General features: G+C 51.9%; 15 protein-coding genes. 11 read left to right on the forward strand and 4 right to left on the reverse strand.

Translation table 11 applies throughout. The annotated features are described in order from the left end of the window. Window positions 1–174 precede the first annotated feature (174 nt). Genes ytfR through yjfF form a run of 3 tightly spaced genes read left to right on the forward strand, consistent with a single transcriptional unit; the run spans window position 175 to window position 3,654 of the window. Window positions 175–1,695: a galactofuranose ABC transporter, ATP-binding protein YtfR gene (gene ytfR, locus A8F97_RS20360; protein ID WP_025919671.1), complete on the forward strand. Its 1,521-nt coding sequence runs from the start codon at window positions 175–177 to the stop codon at window positions 1,693–1,695. Beyond that, entirely contained in the window at window positions 1,682–2,692 is a 1,011-nt protein-coding gene (gene ytfT / locus A8F97_RS20365; protein WP_033072270.1) for a galactofuranose ABC transporter, ATP-binding protein YtfT, read from the forward strand. Before ytfR ends, ytfT begins: the two co-directional genes overlap by 14 nt. Beyond that, window positions 2,692–3,654: a galactofuranose ABC transporter, permease protein YjfF gene (gene yjfF / locus A8F97_RS20370; RefSeq protein WP_015731419.1), complete on the forward strand. Its 963-nt coding sequence runs from the start codon at window positions 2,692–2,694 to the stop codon at window positions 3,652–3,654. The genes ytfT and yjfF overlap by 1 nt, the downstream gene beginning before the upstream one ends. 287 nt (window positions 3,655–3,941) lie before the next feature. Here yjfF and hdfR read toward each other — a convergent pair whose 3' ends face one another. Then, complete coding sequence (gene hdfR / locus A8F97_RS20375; RefSeq protein ID WP_014701823.1) at window positions 3,942–4,769, reverse strand: HTH-type transcriptional regulator HdfR; 828 nt, start codon at window positions 4,767–4,769, stop codon at window positions 3,942–3,944. Between the two features lie 120 nt (window positions 4,770–4,889). Between hdfR and A8F97_RS20380 the strand changes: the two genes are divergently transcribed. Further along, window positions 4,890–5,228, forward strand: coding sequence for a MaoP family protein (locus A8F97_RS20380; protein ID WP_014701822.1), 339 nt, complete (start codon window positions 4,890–4,892; stop codon window positions 5,226–5,228). Between the two features lie 53 nt (window positions 5,229–5,281). Here the strand turns inward: A8F97_RS20380 and A8F97_RS20385 are convergent, their stop codons facing one another. Further along, window positions 5,282–6,808, reverse strand: a complete 1,527-nt coding sequence (locus A8F97_RS20385) for a YifB family Mg chelatase-like AAA ATPase (RefSeq protein WP_015731418.1) — start codon at window positions 6,806–6,808, stop codon at window positions 5,282–5,284. A gap of 407 nt (window positions 6,809–7,215) precedes the next feature. Between A8F97_RS20385 and ilvL the strand changes: the two genes are divergently transcribed. The 7 genes from ilvL to A8F97_RS20415 all read left to right on the forward strand — a co-directional run bounded on the left by ilvL (window position 7,216) and on the right by A8F97_RS20415 (window position 14,742). Beyond that, window positions 7,216–7,314 carry an ilv operon leader peptide gene (ilvL, locus tag A8F97_RS23715; RefSeq protein ID WP_071531109.1) on the forward strand — a complete coding sequence of 33 codons (99 nt, stop codon included), beginning with the start codon at window positions 7,216–7,218 and terminating at the stop codon, window positions 7,312–7,314. Between the two features lie 140 nt (window positions 7,315–7,454). Then, window positions 7,455–9,101, forward strand: a complete 1,647-nt coding sequence (gene ilvG, locus A8F97_RS20390) for an acetolactate synthase 2 catalytic subunit (RefSeq protein ID WP_014701819.1) — start codon at window positions 7,455–7,457, stop codon at window positions 9,099–9,101. 57 nt (window positions 9,102–9,158) lie between these two features. Continuing rightward, window positions 9,159–9,419 (forward strand): acetolactate synthase 2 small subunit, encoded by a 261-nt coding sequence (ilvM, locus tag A8F97_RS20395; protein ID WP_005969103.1) that lies wholly within the window; start codon window positions 9,159–9,161, stop codon window positions 9,417–9,419. A gap of 25 nt (window positions 9,420–9,444) precedes the next feature. Next, window positions 9,445–10,371, forward strand: a complete 927-nt coding sequence (locus tag A8F97_RS20400; protein WP_014701818.1) for a branched-chain amino acid transaminase — start codon at window positions 9,445–9,447, stop codon at window positions 10,369–10,371. Between the two features lie 133 nt (window positions 10,372–10,504). Then, window positions 10,505–12,355 (forward strand): dihydroxy-acid dehydratase, encoded by a 1,851-nt coding sequence (gene ilvD, locus A8F97_RS20405; protein ID WP_015731417.1) that lies wholly within the window; start codon window positions 10,505–10,507, stop codon window positions 12,353–12,355. A 5-nt stretch (window positions 12,356–12,360) separates the two neighbouring features. Further along, window positions 12,361–13,905 (forward strand): threonine ammonia-lyase, biosynthetic, encoded by a 1,545-nt coding sequence (gene ilvA, locus A8F97_RS20410; RefSeq protein WP_014701816.1) that lies wholly within the window; start codon window positions 12,361–12,363, stop codon window positions 13,903–13,905. Window positions 13,906–13,998: 93 nt separating this feature from the next. Then, window positions 13,999–14,742, forward strand: coding sequence for a DUF2461 domain-containing protein (locus A8F97_RS20415; RefSeq protein WP_014701815.1), 744 nt, complete (start codon window positions 13,999–14,001; stop codon window positions 14,740–14,742). 18 nt (window positions 14,743–14,760) lie between these two features. Here the strand turns inward: A8F97_RS20415 and A8F97_RS20420 are convergent, their stop codons facing one another. Both A8F97_RS20420 and ilvY read right to left on the reverse strand, forming a co-directional pair. Continuing rightward, window positions 14,761–15,561 carry a lysozyme inhibitor LprI family protein gene (locus A8F97_RS20420; RefSeq protein ID WP_033072269.1) on the reverse strand — a complete coding sequence of 267 codons (801 nt, stop codon included), beginning with the start codon at window positions 15,559–15,561 and terminating at the stop codon, window positions 14,761–14,763. Then, complete coding sequence (gene ilvY, locus A8F97_RS20425) at window positions 15,558–16,448, reverse strand: HTH-type transcriptional activator IlvY (protein ID WP_014701813.1); 891 nt, start codon at window positions 16,446–16,448, stop codon at window positions 15,558–15,560. Before ilvY ends, A8F97_RS20420 begins: the two co-directional genes overlap by 4 nt. Between the last annotated feature and the right edge of the window lie 122 nt (window positions 16,449–16,570).

Below are 16,570 nucleotides of genomic sequence, written 5' to 3' on the forward strand. Positions count from 1 at the left end.
TCATGATTTATATAAATTTTGCTAAATACCTAGCAGAAATATGAATATGGAAAAGTAGGTTTACCCTGTTTTCTGCCCTTTTAAATAAAAGGGCAGTGAATATTGTCAGCCTACTTACCATAATATTGCTCAGGTGTGACGTGGCCTTGTTAAGTTGTCGCATAGGTGATGCTGATGGAAACGACACGATTGTTAGATATTCGGGGTATGAGCGTTGAGTTTCCGGGAGTGAAGGCATTAGATAGTGTGGATTTCACGCTTAATCGCGGCGAGATAGTGGCGCTATTGGGGGAGAACGGTGCAGGTAAATCAACGCTAATTAAGGCGCTGACAGGTGTTTACCACCGCTCATCGGGTGGCATTATCCTTGATGGCATAGCGATTAATCCTGTTAATACGGCCGATGCCCAATCATTGGGTATCGGAACGGTATATCAAGAAGTTAATCTATTACCGAATTTGTCTGTTGCCGCTAACTTATTCATTGGACGAGAACCCACTCGGTGGGGCATCGTTGATCAACAGAGAATCCTACATCAGGCCGAAGCGCTCTTATTAAGTTATGGACTGATGATTGATGTGAGCCATCCACTTGGTAATTATTCCATTGCGGTCCAGCAAATAGTAGCGATTGCCAGAGCTATCGATCTCTCCGCTAAAGTTTTGATTCTTGATGAACCCACCGCCAGCCTTGATGCAAAAGAAGTCGATATGCTGCTGGATATATTGCGGAAGTTGCGTGATCGCGGAATTGGCATGATATTTGTCACGCATTTTCTGGATCAGGTTTACCGTATTAGCGACAGAATTACCGTTTTACGTAATGGGCGACTAGTCGGGACATTACCTGCTGCAGAATTGCCGCGTATTGAATTAGTTCAAATGATGTTGGGACACAGTTTTGATGAAACGTTACTTAAACGTGGTAAACACAGTGATGCCTCGGGTGAACCTATTGTGCAATTTAAACACTATGGCCGACGTGGCTCGATTAATGACTTCGAGCTTTCCGTGCGCCCAGGGGAAATTGTTGGTCTGGCAGGTCTATTGGGGTCCGGCAGAACGGAAACCGCGCAGTTAATATTTGGTATCAACGTGCCTGATGCTGGTGAGGCTTGGGTTGATAGCAAACGAGTCAACATTCGCACGCCGCGTGCAGCAGGAAAGCTAGGTTTTGGCTATTGCCCAGAGGATCGCAAAACTGACGGCATCGTCGGCGCAGCAACGGTACGAGAGAACATTATTCTGGCACTTCAAGCTCAACGTGGCTGGCTGAAACCCATTTCTTTACGCGAGCAAACCCGTATCGCTGAAAAATTTATCAGTCTGTTAGGGATTCGCACGCCCAGTGCTGAACAGGAAATTCAGTATCTATCGGGAGGGAATCAGCAAAAAGTATTGCTATCGCGCTGGCTGGCCACAGAGCCGCGTTTCTTGATTCTGGATGAGCCAACGAGAGGGATTGATGTTGGCGCACATGCTGAAATCATTCGCCTTATCGAAAAACTGTGTGAGCAGGGGATGGCGTTACTCGTGATCTCTTCTGAACTGGAAGAGCTGACTGGCTATGCCGACCGCATCATTGTGTTGCGAGACAGGCAACACGTTGCGCATCTCGAACATAGCGAGATCTCGGTAGCCGCAGTGATGCAGGCAATCGCAATACAAACGGGAGCGACTGATGCCAGACAATAACATCAAACCTGCCAAAAAAGTGCGCCTAACGTTCACCAAAGGAGTGCCACAGCTTCTGGCGCTGGCCGCTATCCTGTTGATTGACAGCGTGGTCGCGCCAAACTTCTTTTCCCTTCACATTCAGGATGGGCGCTTATTCGGGAGCCTTATCGACATCCTTAATCGCGGTGCGCCCGTTGCGCTACTGGCGTTAGGTATGACGCTGGTTATTGCCACGGGTGGCATTGACTTATCAGTTGGTGCGGTTATGGCGATTGCGGGAGCGACAGCCGCGACGCTTACGGCTGCGGGTCATCCACTCCCTTCCGTATTACTGACCGCATTATTGGTTGGCGCACTATGTGGGTTATGGAACGGCTTTCTGGTCGCGGTATTACAGATTCAGCCGATTGTGGCGACGTTAATGCTGATGGTCGCGGGGCGGGGTATTGCTCAACTGATTACCGAAGGCCAGATTATTACATTTGATAACGCCGGGTTGGCTAAGCTGGGTAGCGGAACCTTGTTCTATCTGCCGATGCCGGTGATTATTGCCAGCGTGACGCTACTGGCCCTGTGGGCGCTGACGCGTAAAACGGCGCTTGGGCTATTTATCGAATCAGTTGGCATTAATCTGCGCTCAGCTCGCAATGCTGGCGTGAGCACAAAGCTGGTATTAATCGCGGCTTATGTCATATGCGGCATATGCGCCGCCGTGGCAGGCATTATCGTAACGGCGGATATCCGCGGTGCGGATGCGAACAATGCAGGCCTCTGGCTGGAATTAGATGCGATTCTGGCCGTGGTGATCGGTGGCGGTTCTCTACTCGGAGGACGTTTTAATTTGCTGCTTTCTGTTGTCGGTGCATTGATTATTCAGAGCATGAATACTGGCATCCTGCTCTCTGGTTATCGGCCGGAATTTAATCTGGTTCTGAAAGCGCTCGTTGTTCTGCTGGTTCTGATTATGCAATCCCCACGTATTTCGCTGCATCACCTATTCAGGAGGAAAGTATAATGTTGAGACGCCACTTCCCTCTGCTGATGACAATTCTGGTATTTATTGCTGGTTATCTGTTTTGTCTCAGCCAGTTTCCCGGTTTTGCTTCGACGCGAGTTTTCTTTGATTTACTGACGGATAACGCTTTTTTAGGGATCGTAGCGGTTGGGATGACGTTCGTCATTCTGTCTGGCGGGATCGATCTCTCCGTGGGATCAGTGATTGCGTTTACCGGCGTGTTGTTGGCCAAATTGATCGGTGTCTATGGAATGGATCCTTTCTTTGCGTTCGCAATCGCGTTGGTGATGGGAGCCATGTTTGGCGGTGTGATGGGATGGATCATAGATACGCTGAAATTGCCTGCATTTATTATCACGTTGGCGGGTATGTTCTTTGTCCGGGGAATGAGCTTTATCGTTTCACAGGAGTCGATTCCCATCGATCATCCGGTTTATAGCCAACTGGCGGGTTTGGCATGGCGCATGCCTGATGGCGGGCGGTTTACCTTTCTGGCACTGGTTATGTTGATTGTGGTGCTGGTAGGGATTGTAATGGCGCATCGTACCCGCTTCGGTAACCGTGTTTATGCGATTGGCGGTAACAGCTATTCTGCGGAGCTGATGGGGGTGCCTGTCAGGAGAACGACAATTCATATATACATGCTTTCCAGTACGTTAGCGGTGCTATCAGGCATTGTTTTTTCGCTCTATACCTCTGCGGGTTATGCTCTGGCGGCAAGCGGTGTGGAGTTGGATGCCATCGCGGCTGTCGTGATTGGTGGTACGCTACTGACCGGCGGTGTTGGAACCGTATTAGGAACCTTGTTTGGTGTACTGATTCAAGGCTTAATTCAAACGTATATCACGTTTGACGGCACCTTGAGTTCATGGTGGACAAAAATTGTCATTGGTTTCCTGCTGTTTGCTTTCATTGGGCTACAGAAAGCGTTAAGCACCTTCTGGTTAGGCAGACGTACTTAAGAACCTGTCTCATTAGGGCTACTTCATTTGCCATTTTGAACCTGGGCAGTGTTCGCACAAACGCAATTGTGTTTGAACGCTCTTTGGGGCTACCCGTAGGGTGAGCGTAGCGAATAAATCCTCACGTACTCCGTGTACGCTCCGGTTTTCGCTATGCTCGCCCGTTGGGCCGGACTAGCGTCCGTTCAACATGTGTTACATGTTGTCTGCGCGCTGTCCGAGTCCAAACTGGCTGCGCCAATAACGCCTACTGAGATAGGTTCTAAGTCAGATATGAGCTGAATGGATCATGCATTTATTAAAATAGGCGTTTTCAACAACTGACGGATCATTGTCTGTTGATCGCTATTTTGCAACCAAACGGCATAAAACGGACGCACGACGGGCTGACTGTCGCCGACTATCTGCAGATTGGTGTACGTTTGTAACCAATGGCTAGGTAAAAACGCACAACCGCCGGTTGTTTCAAGCAACTGACGGGTTAAATGGGCCGATGTTGTTGTCAAGACAGGAAGTTGCTCGTTGGCTAGCAGGCGATGTTCCTGCTGATGAAAATCAGCTCCCCATTCAAGTTTGATATAGGGCAGTTCCTGTCCGGGTGGGTGCGCTTCTGCTGCAAACAGCGAAAGGGAAAAATTGCCCAGTAGCTGGCTCGCCAATTCCTCCATTTTGGGTGGTTCAGTCGTAATCAACAGATCCAACTGACGTTCATGGAGTTGCTTTACCAGCGAGTGGCGCAAGGCAATCCGCGCTTCTAACTGGAGCAATGGGCGCTGTTGGTAGAGAGATTGTAACCACGGTGTCAGATATACCTCCCATAATGAAGCGGTTGCTCCTACCGAGAGCAGGCTGTGTTGCTGAGAGCGTGCAACCTCTTTTTTGGCGATCTGCCAGGTACCGATAAGGCTTTCCGCATAGGGTAGAAGTCGTTCGCCAGCGGGGGTCAGACGTATATTGTTCCGATGACGTGTGAACAGGTTGGCACCAAGTTGCGTCTCTAACTGGCGAATCCGAAAACTCACCGCTGACTGCGTCAGATACAGGGATTCGGCGGCACGGCCAAAGTGTCTTGTCCTACTGACTTCCAGAAAGGTTTTTAGTAATTCGGTATCCACGCCCGTCTCCAAAAAAAATTTGTCGTGATGATTTAAATGTTTTGTTTTACACAATGTCAAGCCTATCTAATACTCCGCGCCATAAACAACACGACCATAGAAGAATTAGGAGCGTGTAAGATGGCAGAAAGCTTCTCTACCACTCATCGTTTTTTTGATAACAAGTTCTACCCGCGTGGTTTTTCCCGACATGGCGACTTTACTATTAAAGAAGCACAACTGTTGGAGCGCCACGGTTACGCGTTTAACGAGCTGGATTTGGGCAAACGTGAACCAGTGACAGAGGAAGAGACATCGTTTGTTGCAATGTGTCGCGGCGAACGTAAAGCGGAAACGGAACTGGAAAAAATCTGGTCCAAATATCTGGAACGTGTCCGTCGTCCTAAACGCTTCCATACGCTGTCCGGTGGTAAGCCGCAAATGGACGCGGTGGAAGAATACACTGAAAGCGATGATTAATTAAGAATGGGGCGTTAGCCCCATTTCCTTTTGGGGTAAGTCATTAACTCCCGCTATTCAAGGCTTTTGTGGAGCTGAATGAGTAATCGATCCATACAACGGTAGCTCAGTGCTTCGGCAAGATGCTTCCTCTCAATGTTGCCCCGATCGCCGAGGTCAGCGATTGTACGTGCGACTTTCAATATTCTGTGCCAGGCACGTACAGATAAACCAAGTTTGTTCATCACCTCTTCAAGGTAAGCTGCATCAGGCATCTCTAGCGCGCAGTGTTTTTCTATTTCGCGTGAAGTTAGCCGTGCGTTGATCTTATTTGCTCGCTTCAACTGTATCTGCCGGGCGATCAGCACACGCTCGCGAATTGTTGCGCTACTTTCCCCCTGATAATGTTGTTGAGATAACACCCCTGGTGGCAGCAAAGGAACTTCGATCGAAAGGTCAAAGCGATCCAAGAAGGGACCGGAGAGCTTACTGAGATAGCGCAGTATCTGTTGTGCAGGGAGCCGGTTATGGATGCCCTGATAGTGACCTGACGGACTGGGATTCATTGCAGCGACAAGCTGTACACGTGCTGGATAACACACTTTGGCTCGGGTGCGGGAAATGATAATTTCACCGGATTCCAGAGGCTCTCGTAGTGAGTCCAGAACGCGTCGCTCGAACTCCGGTAATTCATCCAGAAACAGTACGCCGTTGTGGGCGAGCGAAATTTCTCCGGGTTTGGGCAGTGAACCTCCGCCCACGAGCGCAGCCATTGAAGAGCTATGGTGAGGCGCTCTGAAGGGCCTGGCCCGCCAGCGCGTCATGGTGGCATCAATGTTGACGAGGCTGTTGATAGCGGCGCTTTCTAACGCTTCTTCATCGCTCAATGGCGGCATTAGATTGCCTAGCCGACTCGCCAGCATGGTTTTCCCTGTTCCTGGCGGTCCTAGCAATAGCAGGTTGTGACCGCCTGCTGCCGCGATTTCTAGCGCGCGTTTAGCTTGCTCCTGACCGATAATATCCTTCAGGTCGAGCGTATCTTCCTCAAGTTGCGGAACGGGCGTCATATCGGAGCAACTGAGTAGCTCTTCTTCTCCACTGAGAAAAGCACATACCTGTAACAGATGTCCCGCCATTAGCGCTTCACCCTGCGGTATCAGCGTCATCTCCCGTTTGTTGTCATCTGGCAGGATAAGCTGACGACCTGCTTTTATGGCTTCTAGTGCGGCTGGAATCGCGCCATTTACGCCACGTAACGTACCAGACAGGCCGAGTTCGCCGAGAAATTCATAGCGGCTTAGCTTTTCGCCATCGATTTGTTCTGATGCCGCTAGAATCGCCAGAGCAATCGGTAGATCGTAGCGTCCCCCTTCTTTGGGCAAGTCTGCCGGGGCGAGGTTGACGGTGATACGCTTTGCTGGAAACGTAAACCCGCAATTGATGAGTGCACTGCGCACACGATCGCGCGCTTCTTTGACGGTGGTTTCTGGTAACCCCACCAGCGTTAATGCAGGTAATCCGCTGCTGATGTGAACTTCGATGTAAACGTCCGGCGCTTGTACACCAATCATTGCCCGAGTATAGGTAACTGCCAATGACATGCTATTTCCCCTTTGATGATGGTATGCATCATGTGCTGCAAGGGTGAGAAAGTAGAGGCTGTCATCGCTAACCTGCGCGGCGGTGTCATAAAATAATCTTCTGTTTCAACAATGGATAAAATTTGTGCGCACGGTGCCGCAATTATTTAGGGCGAACGGTTCTCTTAACGTTATCTGACGAGCGGTAACACATGTTTTCATTGCTTCGTATCCTCATGTGATGCTCATTTTTCATCCAATAGACGAAAATAATTTCACAGGCTTCTACCTTATGATTACGTTGTATTTTTTCCCGTATCATAGGTAATCCTTACTGGTGGCAATGAAAAAAAATTGTTGTCATGGCATGTCTGACTGTGATAACTCTGTAGGCATTCGTTCGACAGAAGATTAATGAACAACCTATTATGAAAGCCCTATCCCTAGTGATTAGCCTAGTCGTGATTAGCGTGGTGGTGATTATTATCCCACCGTGCGGGGCTGCACTTGGACGAAGAATGGCTTAGAAATCAAGGCCTGATTCAAGAAAACCCCCGCACCGAAAGGTCGGGGGTTTTTTGTTGGGCGTAATCTATAACAGAAAGGAACAGAAAATGAACATCAGCATAAAATTCTGTTATTCCCATAAGATGTCGGGGAAATAACTATGAATGGAGCACAGTGGGTAGTGCAAGCGTTGCGAGCACAGGGAGTGGAAACCGTTTTTGGTTATCCGGGTGGGGCGATAATGCCAGTCTATGATGCACTTTATGACGGCGGCGTTAAACACCTTCTGTGTCGCCATGAGCAAGGTGCGGCAATGGCAGCGCTTGGCTATGCCCGCGCGACGGGCAAGGTGGGTGTCTGTATAGCGACATCTGGCCCGGGTGCTACCAACCTGATCACCGGTTTGGCCGATGCGTTGCTGGACTCTGTGCCTGTGGTGGCGATTACTGGACAGGTGGGGTCGGCGCTGATTGGCACCGATGCTTTTCAGGAGATAGACGTGTTGGGTCTGTCACTGGCCTGTACGAAACATAGTTTTCTGGTTGAGTCTCTCGAATCATTGCCGGAAGTGATGGCAGAAGCGTTCGCGATTGCTAACAGCGGCCGCCCTGGCCCTGTACTGGTCGATATTCCTAAAGATATTCAGTTAGCTGTCGGCGATTTCACGCCGAACTTTGCGCCCGTTGCTAATGATGTTGATTTCCCTGAACAAGATATCGCGCAGGCGCACGCTCTGCTGGCGAAAGCACAGAAACCGGTGCTGTACGTTGGCGGCGGGGTCGGTATGGCGAATGCGGTTCCTGCACTGCGTGAATTCCTGAGTGTGGCGGATATTCCTTCGGTTTCTACGCTGAAAGGGCTAGGTGCCGTGGATGCCAATCATCCCTATTATCTCGGTATGATTGGTATGCATGGCACGAAGGCGGCGAACCTGATTGTGCAGGAATGCGATCTGTTAATCGCGGTCGGAGCGCGTTTTGATGACCGCGTGACTGGCAAGCTGAACGCCTTCGCCCCTCATGCTAGCGTCATTCATATGGACATCGACCCGGCGGAACTGAGCAAATTGCGCCATGCCAATGTGGCGCTGCAAGGCGATCTGAAGGCGATATTACCGGCTCTGCAACAACCGCTGAACATCAGCGCGTGGCGTCAGCAGGCTACACTGATGAAGGCGGAATACCCGTGGCGTTACGATCATCCCGGTCAGGCGATTTATGCCCCCGCGCTGCTGAAGACGATTTCCGAACGAATGGATGCGGATACCGTGGTGACGACCGATGTGGGCCAGCACCAAATGTGGGCTGCACAGCATATGACGTTCAGCCGTCCTGAGAATTTCATCACCTCCAGCGGTCTCGGTACGATGGGCTTTGGCGTACCCGCAGCGGTAGGTGCGCAGGTTGCGCGCCCGGACGACATGGTTATCTGCATTTCCGGTGACGGTTCTTTCATGATGAACGTTCAGGAACTGGGCACCATCAAACGAAAACGGCTGCCGTTGAAGATCGTACTGCTGGATAACCAACGGTTAGGCATGGTACGCCAGTGGCAGCAGTTATTCTTTGATGAACGCTATAGTGAAACCGATCTCTCCGATAACCCTGATTTCCTGACGCTGGCAAGCGCATTTGATATCCCCGGCCAGCGCATCACCCGTAAAGATCAAATTGATGCCGCGCTGGATGCCCTATTTAATAGCGAAGGGCCCTATTTACTGCATGTATCGATCGATGAATACGAAAACGTCTGGCCTCTGGTTCCGCCGGGTGCGGGTAATGAAACGATGCTCGATAAAACCAAATAAGCTCGACGAAACCCACTAATGGCTGACTTACACAGAATAAGTGCTGGAGACAACAGAATGACACACCATCAACTTTCGATTCAGGCGCGCTTCCGTCCCGAGGTTCTGGAGCGTGTATTGCGTGTTACCCGCCATCGCGGCTTCAAAGTTTGCGCGATGAATATGGTGCAAACTACTAATACCGATCACATTAATATTGAACTGACCGTTGCCAGCCATCGTTCGGTGGATTTATTGTCAACACAATTGAGCAAGCTGTTGGATATTGCCTGCGTTGACATTCAACCGATGACGACATCACAGCAGATCAGCGCCTAACGCAAAAGAGTAAGGAAAAAGAAGAATGACAAAAAAAGCGGACTACATTTGGTTCAATGGCGAGATGGTTCCTTGGGCTGAAGCAAAAGTACACGTGATGTCGCATGCCCTGCACTATGGCACCTCCGTCTTTGAAGGCGTTCGTTGCTACAATTCACATAAGGGCCCGGTGGTTTTCCGTCACCGTGAGCACATGCAGCGCCTGCATGATTCGGCAAAAATTTACCGTATGCCAGTCGCACAAAGTGTGGACGAGTTGATGGAAGCCTGTCGTGAAACGCTGCGCAAAAATAACCTGACCAGCGCCTATATTCGTCCACTGGTGTTTATTGGTGATGTGGGGATGGGCGTTAACCCGCCAGACGGTTATCAAACTGATGTGATCATCGCGGCTTTCCCGTGGGGTGCGTATCTGGGTGAAGAAGCGCTGGAAGCCGGTATTGATGCGATGGTGTCGTCCTGGAACCGTGTCGCGGCGAATACCATTCCAACCGCTGCTAAAGCGGGCGGTAACTATCTGTCCTCCCTGCTGGTGGGCAGTGAAGCTCGTCGTCACGGTTATCAGGAAGGGATCGCGCTGGATGTCCACGGCTATGTTTCCGAAGGGGCTGGCGAGAACCTATTTGAAGTGAAGGACGGCGTTATCTTCACGCCGCCGTTTACCTCTTCAGCGCTGCCGGGCATTACGCGCGACGCCATCATCAAGTTGGCGAAGGACGCAGGATATGAAGTGCGTGAGCAGGTGCTGTCCCGTGAGTCACTGTATCTGGCGGATGAAGTGTTTATGTCCGGCACGGCGGCGGAAATTACGCCGGTACGCAGCGTAGACGGCATTCAGGTCGGCATTGGCAAACGCGGCCCGGTCACCAAAGCCTTACAGGATGCATTTTTTGGCCTCTTCACGGGTGAAACCGAAGATAAATGGGGCTGGTTGGATCCGATAAATCGTTAAATTATATACCCTAAATAGTTCGGGTTGCAGGAATGCCAACGCACATGCAGCTTGAAATATAACGGGTATACAGACAGTCAGGCGGTGACGCGTTCCGTCATCGCCAAATTCGTAATTTTTGGAGTAATAGAGCATGCCTAAGTACCGTTCAGCCACAACCACACACGGCCGTAATATGGCCGGTGCCCGAGCCTTGTGGCGCGCCACCGGAATGACCGATGACGATTTTGGTAAACCGATTATCGCGGTGGTTAACTCCTTCACCCAATTCGTGCCCGGCCATGTGCACTTGCGCGATCTGGGGAAACTGGTTGCCGAGCAGATCGAAGCCTCTGGCGGCGTCGCGAAAGAATTTAACACCATTGCGGTTGATGACGGTATCGCCATGGGACACGGCGGTATGCTCTATTCTCTGCCTTCCCGTGAACTGATTGCCGACTCCGTGGAATACATGGTTAATGCCCACTGCGCGGATGCGATGGTGTGTATTTCCAACTGCGACAAAATCACCCCAGGGATGTTGATGGCGTCACTGCGCCTGAATATTCCGGTGATTTTTGTTTCCGGCGGCCCGATGGAAGCAGGGAAAACCAAGCTCTCCAACCAAATTATCAAGCTCGATCTCATCGATGCCATGATCCAGGGGGCGAACCCTAACGTCAGCGATGCCGATAGTGAGCAAATTGAGCGTTCTGCCTGTCCGACCTGTGGTTCCTGTTCGGGGATGTTCACCGCGAACTCCATGAACTGCCTAACTGAGGCGCTGGGGCTTTCCCAGCCAGCCAATGGTTCATTGCTCGCGACGCATGCCGATCGTAAAGATCTGTTCCTGAATGCGGGCACGCGTATTGTGGGTCTGGCGAAACGTTATTACGAGCAGGATGACGCGAGCGTATTGCCGCGCAATATCGCCAGTAAAGCCGCATTTGAAAACGCCATGATTCTGGATATCGCGATGGGCGGTTCCACCAACACGGTATTGCACCTGTTGGCCGCAGCGCAGGAAGGCGAAATTGATTTCACCATGTCGGATATCGACCGTCTCTCACGTAAGGTGCCACACCTGTGCAAGGTCGCGCCAAGTGGTCAGAAATACCATATGGAAGACGTACACCGTGCTGGTGGGGTTATCGGCATTCTGGGTGAGTTGGACAGAGCTGGTCTGTTGAACCGTGAAGTCAACAACGTGTTGGGTAAAACGCTGCCGGAAACGCTGGAAGCCTACGACGTTATGCTGACGAAAGATGAAAGCGTGAAGCGTATGTATTCCGCTGGCCCGGCAGGTATTCGCACGACCAAAGCGTTTTCTCAGGATTGTCGCTGGGATTCACTGGATACCGATCGTCAGGAAGGCTGCATCCGTTCACGTGAATATGCTTACAGTCAGGACGGCGGGCTGGCCGTGCTATACGGCAACATCGCGCTAGATGGTTGTATCGTCAAAACCGCAGGTGTTGATAAAGATAGCCTGATTTTCCGCGGCCCGGCAAAAGTCTATGAAAGCCAGGATGACGCGGTAGACGCGATTCTGGGCGGTAAAGTGGTGGCGGGTGATGTGGTTGTCATCCGTTATGAAGGGCCGAAAGGCGGGCCGGGCATGCAGGAAATGCTGTATCCGACCACCTACCTGAAATCGATGGGGTTGGGTAAAAGTTGTGCGCTGATCACTGACGGTCGTTTCTCTGGTGGGACGTCTGGTCTGTCCATCGGCCACGCGTCTCCTGAAGCCGCGAATGGTGGCACGATTGGCTTGGTACAGGACGGCGATATGATTGCCATTGATATCCCGAGCCGCAGCATTGTGCTGGACGTCGCGGAGAGTGAATTGGCAAGCCGCCGTGAAACAGAACTGGCACGGGGCGATGCGGCCTGGACACCACATAATCGCGAACGTCAGGTTTCTTTTGCGCTGCGTGCGTATGCCAGCCTGGCAACCAGCGCAGATAAAGGCGCTGTGCGGGATAAAAGCAAGCTGGGAGGCTAATGCTGATGGCTGTATCACAACCTCTTCCTGCCGCGCCGGGGGGCGCGGAGTACCTGCGTGCGATCTTGCGGTCGCCAGTGTATGAAATCACGCAGGTCACACCGCTGGAGAAGATGGATAAGATCTCTTCGCGACTGGGTAATGTCATACTGGTAAAACGTGAAGATAGACACGCGGTGCACAGCTTTAAGCTGCGTGGTGCTTACGCGATGATGGCGGGTCTGAGCGACGAACAAAAATCCCACGGTGTGGTGACGGCGTCAGCCGGTAACCATGCACAAGGGGTCGCGCTGTCCTCCAGCAAGCTGGGAATTAAATCGCTGATTGTGATGCCGGTGGCGACGGCCGACATCAAGGTGGATGCGGTGCGTGGTTTTGGTGGGGAAGTGCTGTTACACGGTGCTAACTTTGATGAGGCCAAGGCCAAGGCGATTGAACTGTCAGTGCAACAGCATATGACTTTTCTGCCGCCGTTCGATCACCCGGCGGTGATTGCCGGACAAGGTACGCTGGCGTTGGAGTTGCTACAGCAAGATGCGCATTTGGATCGCGTATTTGTGCCTGTTGGTGGTGGTGGCTTGGCAGCAGGCGTTGCCGTGCTGATTAAGCAACTGATGCCACAGATTCAGGTGATCGGCGTTGAGGCGGAAGATTCCGCCTGTCTGCGTGCGGCGCTGGACGCTGGGCAACCTGTCGATCTGCCGCGTGTTGGGCTGTTTGCCGAAGGCGTGGCGGTGAAGCGCATCGGCGATGAAACGTTCCGCCTGTGTCGGGAATATCTGGATGATGTGATTACCGTCGATAGCGATGCCATCTGTGCGGCAGTGAAAGATCTGTTCGAAGATGTCCGTGCGATTGCGGAACCGTCTGGCGCACTGGCGTTAGCAGGGATGAAGAAATACATCCAGCAGCATCAGATTCAGGGGGAGCGTCTGGCGCATATTCTGTCCGGTGCGAACGTCAACTTCCACGGATTACGCTACGTTTCCGAACGCTGCGAACTGGGTGAACAGCGTGAAGCCTTGCTGGCTGTGACGATCCCCGAAAAACAGGGAAGCTTCCTGAAGTTTTGCCAACTGCTGGGTGGTCGCTCCGTCACGGAGTTTAACTATCGCTACGCGGATGCCAAAGACGCCTGCATTTTTGTCGGCGTGCGTTTGACGCGCGGTTATGCGGAGCGGCAGGAAATTATTGCTGAGCTTTCCGCTGACGGCTATGAAGTGGTGGATTTGTCCGATGATGAAATGGCGAAACTGCACGTTCGCTATATGGTCGGTGGACGGCCTTCCAAACCACTACAGGAGCGGCTGTACAGCTTTGAATTCCCTGAGTCACCGGGCGCGTTACTGAAATTTCTGCATACGCTGGGGGCGCACTGGAATATCTCGCTGTTCCATTACCGCAGCCACGGCACAGATTTTGGTCGCGTGCTGGCCGCGTTCGAATTGGAGGCTGGCGATCGGGAATTTGAGCAGCACTTGCAGGCATTGGGCTATGAATGCCATGACGAAACCAATAATCCGGCATTCCGCTTCTTTCTGGCGGGTTAATTGCTGAGTGTTTCCCTAACGCCGCCGATGGTGTTTCGCTACTGACGGCGTTATCTTTATGTCATCTGACAGCAACAGGGATGGCATTTCTCTATGGCAACGCAATTCACGGGTTTTTCTCAAGCGGGTTTGACGTTTCTTCAGCAGGTGCGGCAGAACAACGATAAAGCGTGGTTTGATGAGCATCGTTCAATTTATGATGAGCAATTGGTGGCACCGTTTCGCACGCTGGTGGATGAACTCAGCCTGACAATGTTGCAGATTGACGACCACTTTGAAACTCGCCCTGCAATCGGCAAGACCCTCTCCCGCATTCATCGTGATACGCGCTTTTCACACGATAAATCACGCTATCGCAGCCATATGTGGCTCACTTTCAAACGTACCCGCAAAGACTGGACGGATGCCCCAGTGTATTTCTTTGAAATCACGCCCGATACCTGGCGCTATGGGCTGGGCTATTACAGTGCGACGCGTAATACGATGGATTTGTTCCGCCAGACGTTGCGCGGTAATTCGCCGCAGTTTCTTGAGGTTGCTAGCTGTCTGGGGAATGCCTTCACGCTGGAAGGGGACAGCTATAAACGCCCGCTGGTTAAAGATCAGGAACCGGAACTGGCTAACTGGTATAACCGCAAATCGTTTGCCGCGATATGTACTCGACAGGATATGGAAGCGCTGTTTTCTGGTGACCTGGTGGCGGTTCTGTCTCAGGGATTTACCCAGCTTGAGCCGCTTTATCATTACCTGATGAATATCGAAACCATGAAGAAAGCCGCGCAGGAAGCAGAGTCCGATACGCGGGAATTTTCGGCGGATAAGTGGTTTGAGCGCTAGAGCCAGAGCTAGCTAGCGCTACGGTGCTTTCTGTTGCTCTAATGGGGTGTTATCGCGCTCCAGCAAATAGTTAAACAGGTAACCTTCTTCCTGATTGCTGCCGAAGGTGGCGATTTGCAGATGATCATCGTCAATGCAGGTGAGCAGTATTTTCACCTGCTGACCGAAGCTGCTTTCACCTTTGCCAGTGGCTTGCGTATCGCTCATCTGACGGGCAGTGAAGCCGGAATCATCCAGCTTGTTACCGTAGCGGAATGCAATGGACGCGCCGCCTTCAATCTTGCCACGCTGATTGGTCATGGTCAGGCTGACGGCGTGGTAGGGCGCTTTCTGGTCATACATTTCCCGAAAATAATCACCCAGATCGCGGTACTCCTCAGCGGAAAGCCCTGACATCACATATTCATAGCTGAACGACCCGTGGAAGCAGGACGTGCTTTTTACGGGGGTAATCGGTGACGGTAAGGCGTGCTGTGCGATGTCATTTAGGTAACGCAGCCGATTTAACTGCTGCTGATAGCGCTGGCGCAGGCAGTCCTCATCTTTGCACCGATCGCGCGTAGTAAGCCAACTGCGCTGAAACTGGTTGAGCGTCTTTTCCCACGGTGCGCTGTTGTCATACGCCGTCAGGAACGCGTGGGATGTTTTCCATGCCTGCGCCAATTCTTCATCTAGCTGCCCGAGCAACGGGCTGGCGCAAATCAACTTTTCCTGGGCGGAAGCGGCTTTTTCGCAGGAGAAACTGGCGGCTTGCGCAGGGTGGTTGAGGGCGGCGAGCATCATCCCTGCTGCAGCGATGGCAGTGAAGGCTATCTTCATGGTGTGTCCTGTAATATGTCCCAAAAGGCGGCAATGAGTGGTTCGCTGAGCCGTTTTTTCTGTACGCAGACGCCGAGTTCAAGTGGCTCCATCACCTGTTCGGCCAAGACAGAGACGCGATTGCGTACCGGTTCCGGGCTGTTTTCCAGCACGATATTAGGGAGTAATGCGATACCGCAACCCAGCGCCACCATCGATACCATCGCTTCATGACCGGATATCGTGGCGTAAATCTGTGGGTTGGCGATATGGTTGCGTCTGAACCACTGATCGATTCGCTTACGCACCGGGCCGTGTTCCGGCAGGATGAAGGGGATCTGCGACCAGTCTGGATCGGGTTGGCGCACCAGCGCCTGTACCGGGCAGGGAAGTGCTGGGATAATCAGCGCCAGAGGCAGTTTATCGAGCGGCATGAAGTCAACGCTTGCAGGCAGCGCTTCTGGGCGTCCGGCAATCCCCAAATCCCCATCAATCGACTGAATTTTCTCAACGGCATCGGCGGCGTCACCGGTTGTCAGCTTGATTTCCACCAGCGGATGCAGCGCCCGAAAGCGATCCAGAATCGGCGGCAGATGGCTGTAGGCGGCGGTGACGGAGCAGAAGATTCGCAGTTCTCCGCTTAATGATGGCCCGTGTTGGTCTATCGTGTGGCGTAGCTGCTGGTATTGCAGCAGCGTCTGTTGAGCGAACAGCTTCAGGTGCTCCCCGGCATCGGTGAGCTGCACGGTACGGTTATCGCGCAGAAACAGTGTCTGCCCTAAATCCTCTTCCAGCCGCTGAATTTGCCGCGACAGTGTGGACGGGCTGATATGCATCGCCTTGGCGGTACGGCCAAAGTGTCGGCTTTCCGCCAGATGCAGAAATAATTTGAGATCACGTAAATCCATGCGATGCAGGCCCCGTTTTTTATCTTGTAGCCGTTTTTTATCTTGCAAATAGTGCAATATGACGTTGCTAATATATCAATTTAAGCAACGCAATTCCTGTCATATGATGGGGTCATAGTGAA

Origin of the sequence: Pectobacterium parmentieri (genome assembly GCF_001742145.1) — a bacterium.
Classification (GTDB): Bacteria; Pseudomonadota; Gammaproteobacteria; order Enterobacterales; family Enterobacteriaceae; genus Pectobacterium; species Pectobacterium parmentieri.

Coding starts and splice junctions, on each gene's coding strand:
- ilvM (WP_005969103.1), top strand. CDS start 9,159: ATGACACACCATCAACTTTCGATTCAGGCGCGCTTCCGTCCCGAGGTT.
- ytfT (WP_033072270.1), top strand. CDS start 1,682: ATGCCAGACAATAACATCAAACCTGCCAAAAAAGTGCGCCTAACGTTC.
- ilvG (WP_014701819.1), top strand. CDS start 7,455: ATGAATGGAGCACAGTGGGTAGTGCAAGCGTTGCGAGCACAGGGAGTG.
- ilvY (WP_014701813.1), bottom strand. CDS start 16,448: ATGGATTTACGTGATCTCAAATTATTTCTGCATCTGGCGGAAAGCCGA.
- A8F97_RS20400 (WP_014701818.1), top strand. CDS start 9,445: ATGACAAAAAAAGCGGACTACATTTGGTTCAATGGCGAGATGGTTCCT.
- ilvD (WP_015731417.1), top strand. CDS start 10,505: ATGCCTAAGTACCGTTCAGCCACAACCACACACGGCCGTAATATGGCC.
- A8F97_RS20420 (WP_033072269.1), bottom strand. CDS start 15,561: ATGAAGATAGCCTTCACTGCCATCGCTGCAGCAGGGATGATGCTCGCC.
- ilvA (WP_014701816.1), top strand. CDS start 12,361: ATGGCTGTATCACAACCTCTTCCTGCCGCGCCGGGGGGCGCGGAGTAC.
- A8F97_RS20385 (WP_015731418.1), bottom strand. CDS start 6,808: ATGTCATTGGCAGTTACCTATACTCGGGCAATGATTGGTGTACAAGCG.
- yjfF (WP_015731419.1), top strand. CDS start 2,692: ATGTTGAGACGCCACTTCCCTCTGCTGATGACAATTCTGGTATTTATT.
- ytfR (WP_025919671.1), top strand. CDS start 175: ATGGAAACGACACGATTGTTAGATATTCGGGGTATGAGCGTTGAGTTT.
- ilvL (WP_071531109.1), top strand. CDS start 7,216: ATGAAAGCCCTATCCCTAGTGATTAGCCTAGTCGTGATTAGCGTGGTG.
- A8F97_RS20380 (WP_014701822.1), top strand. CDS start 4,890: ATGGCAGAAAGCTTCTCTACCACTCATCGTTTTTTTGATAACAAGTTC.
- A8F97_RS20415 (WP_014701815.1), top strand. CDS start 13,999: ATGGCAACGCAATTCACGGGTTTTTCTCAAGCGGGTTTGACGTTTCTT.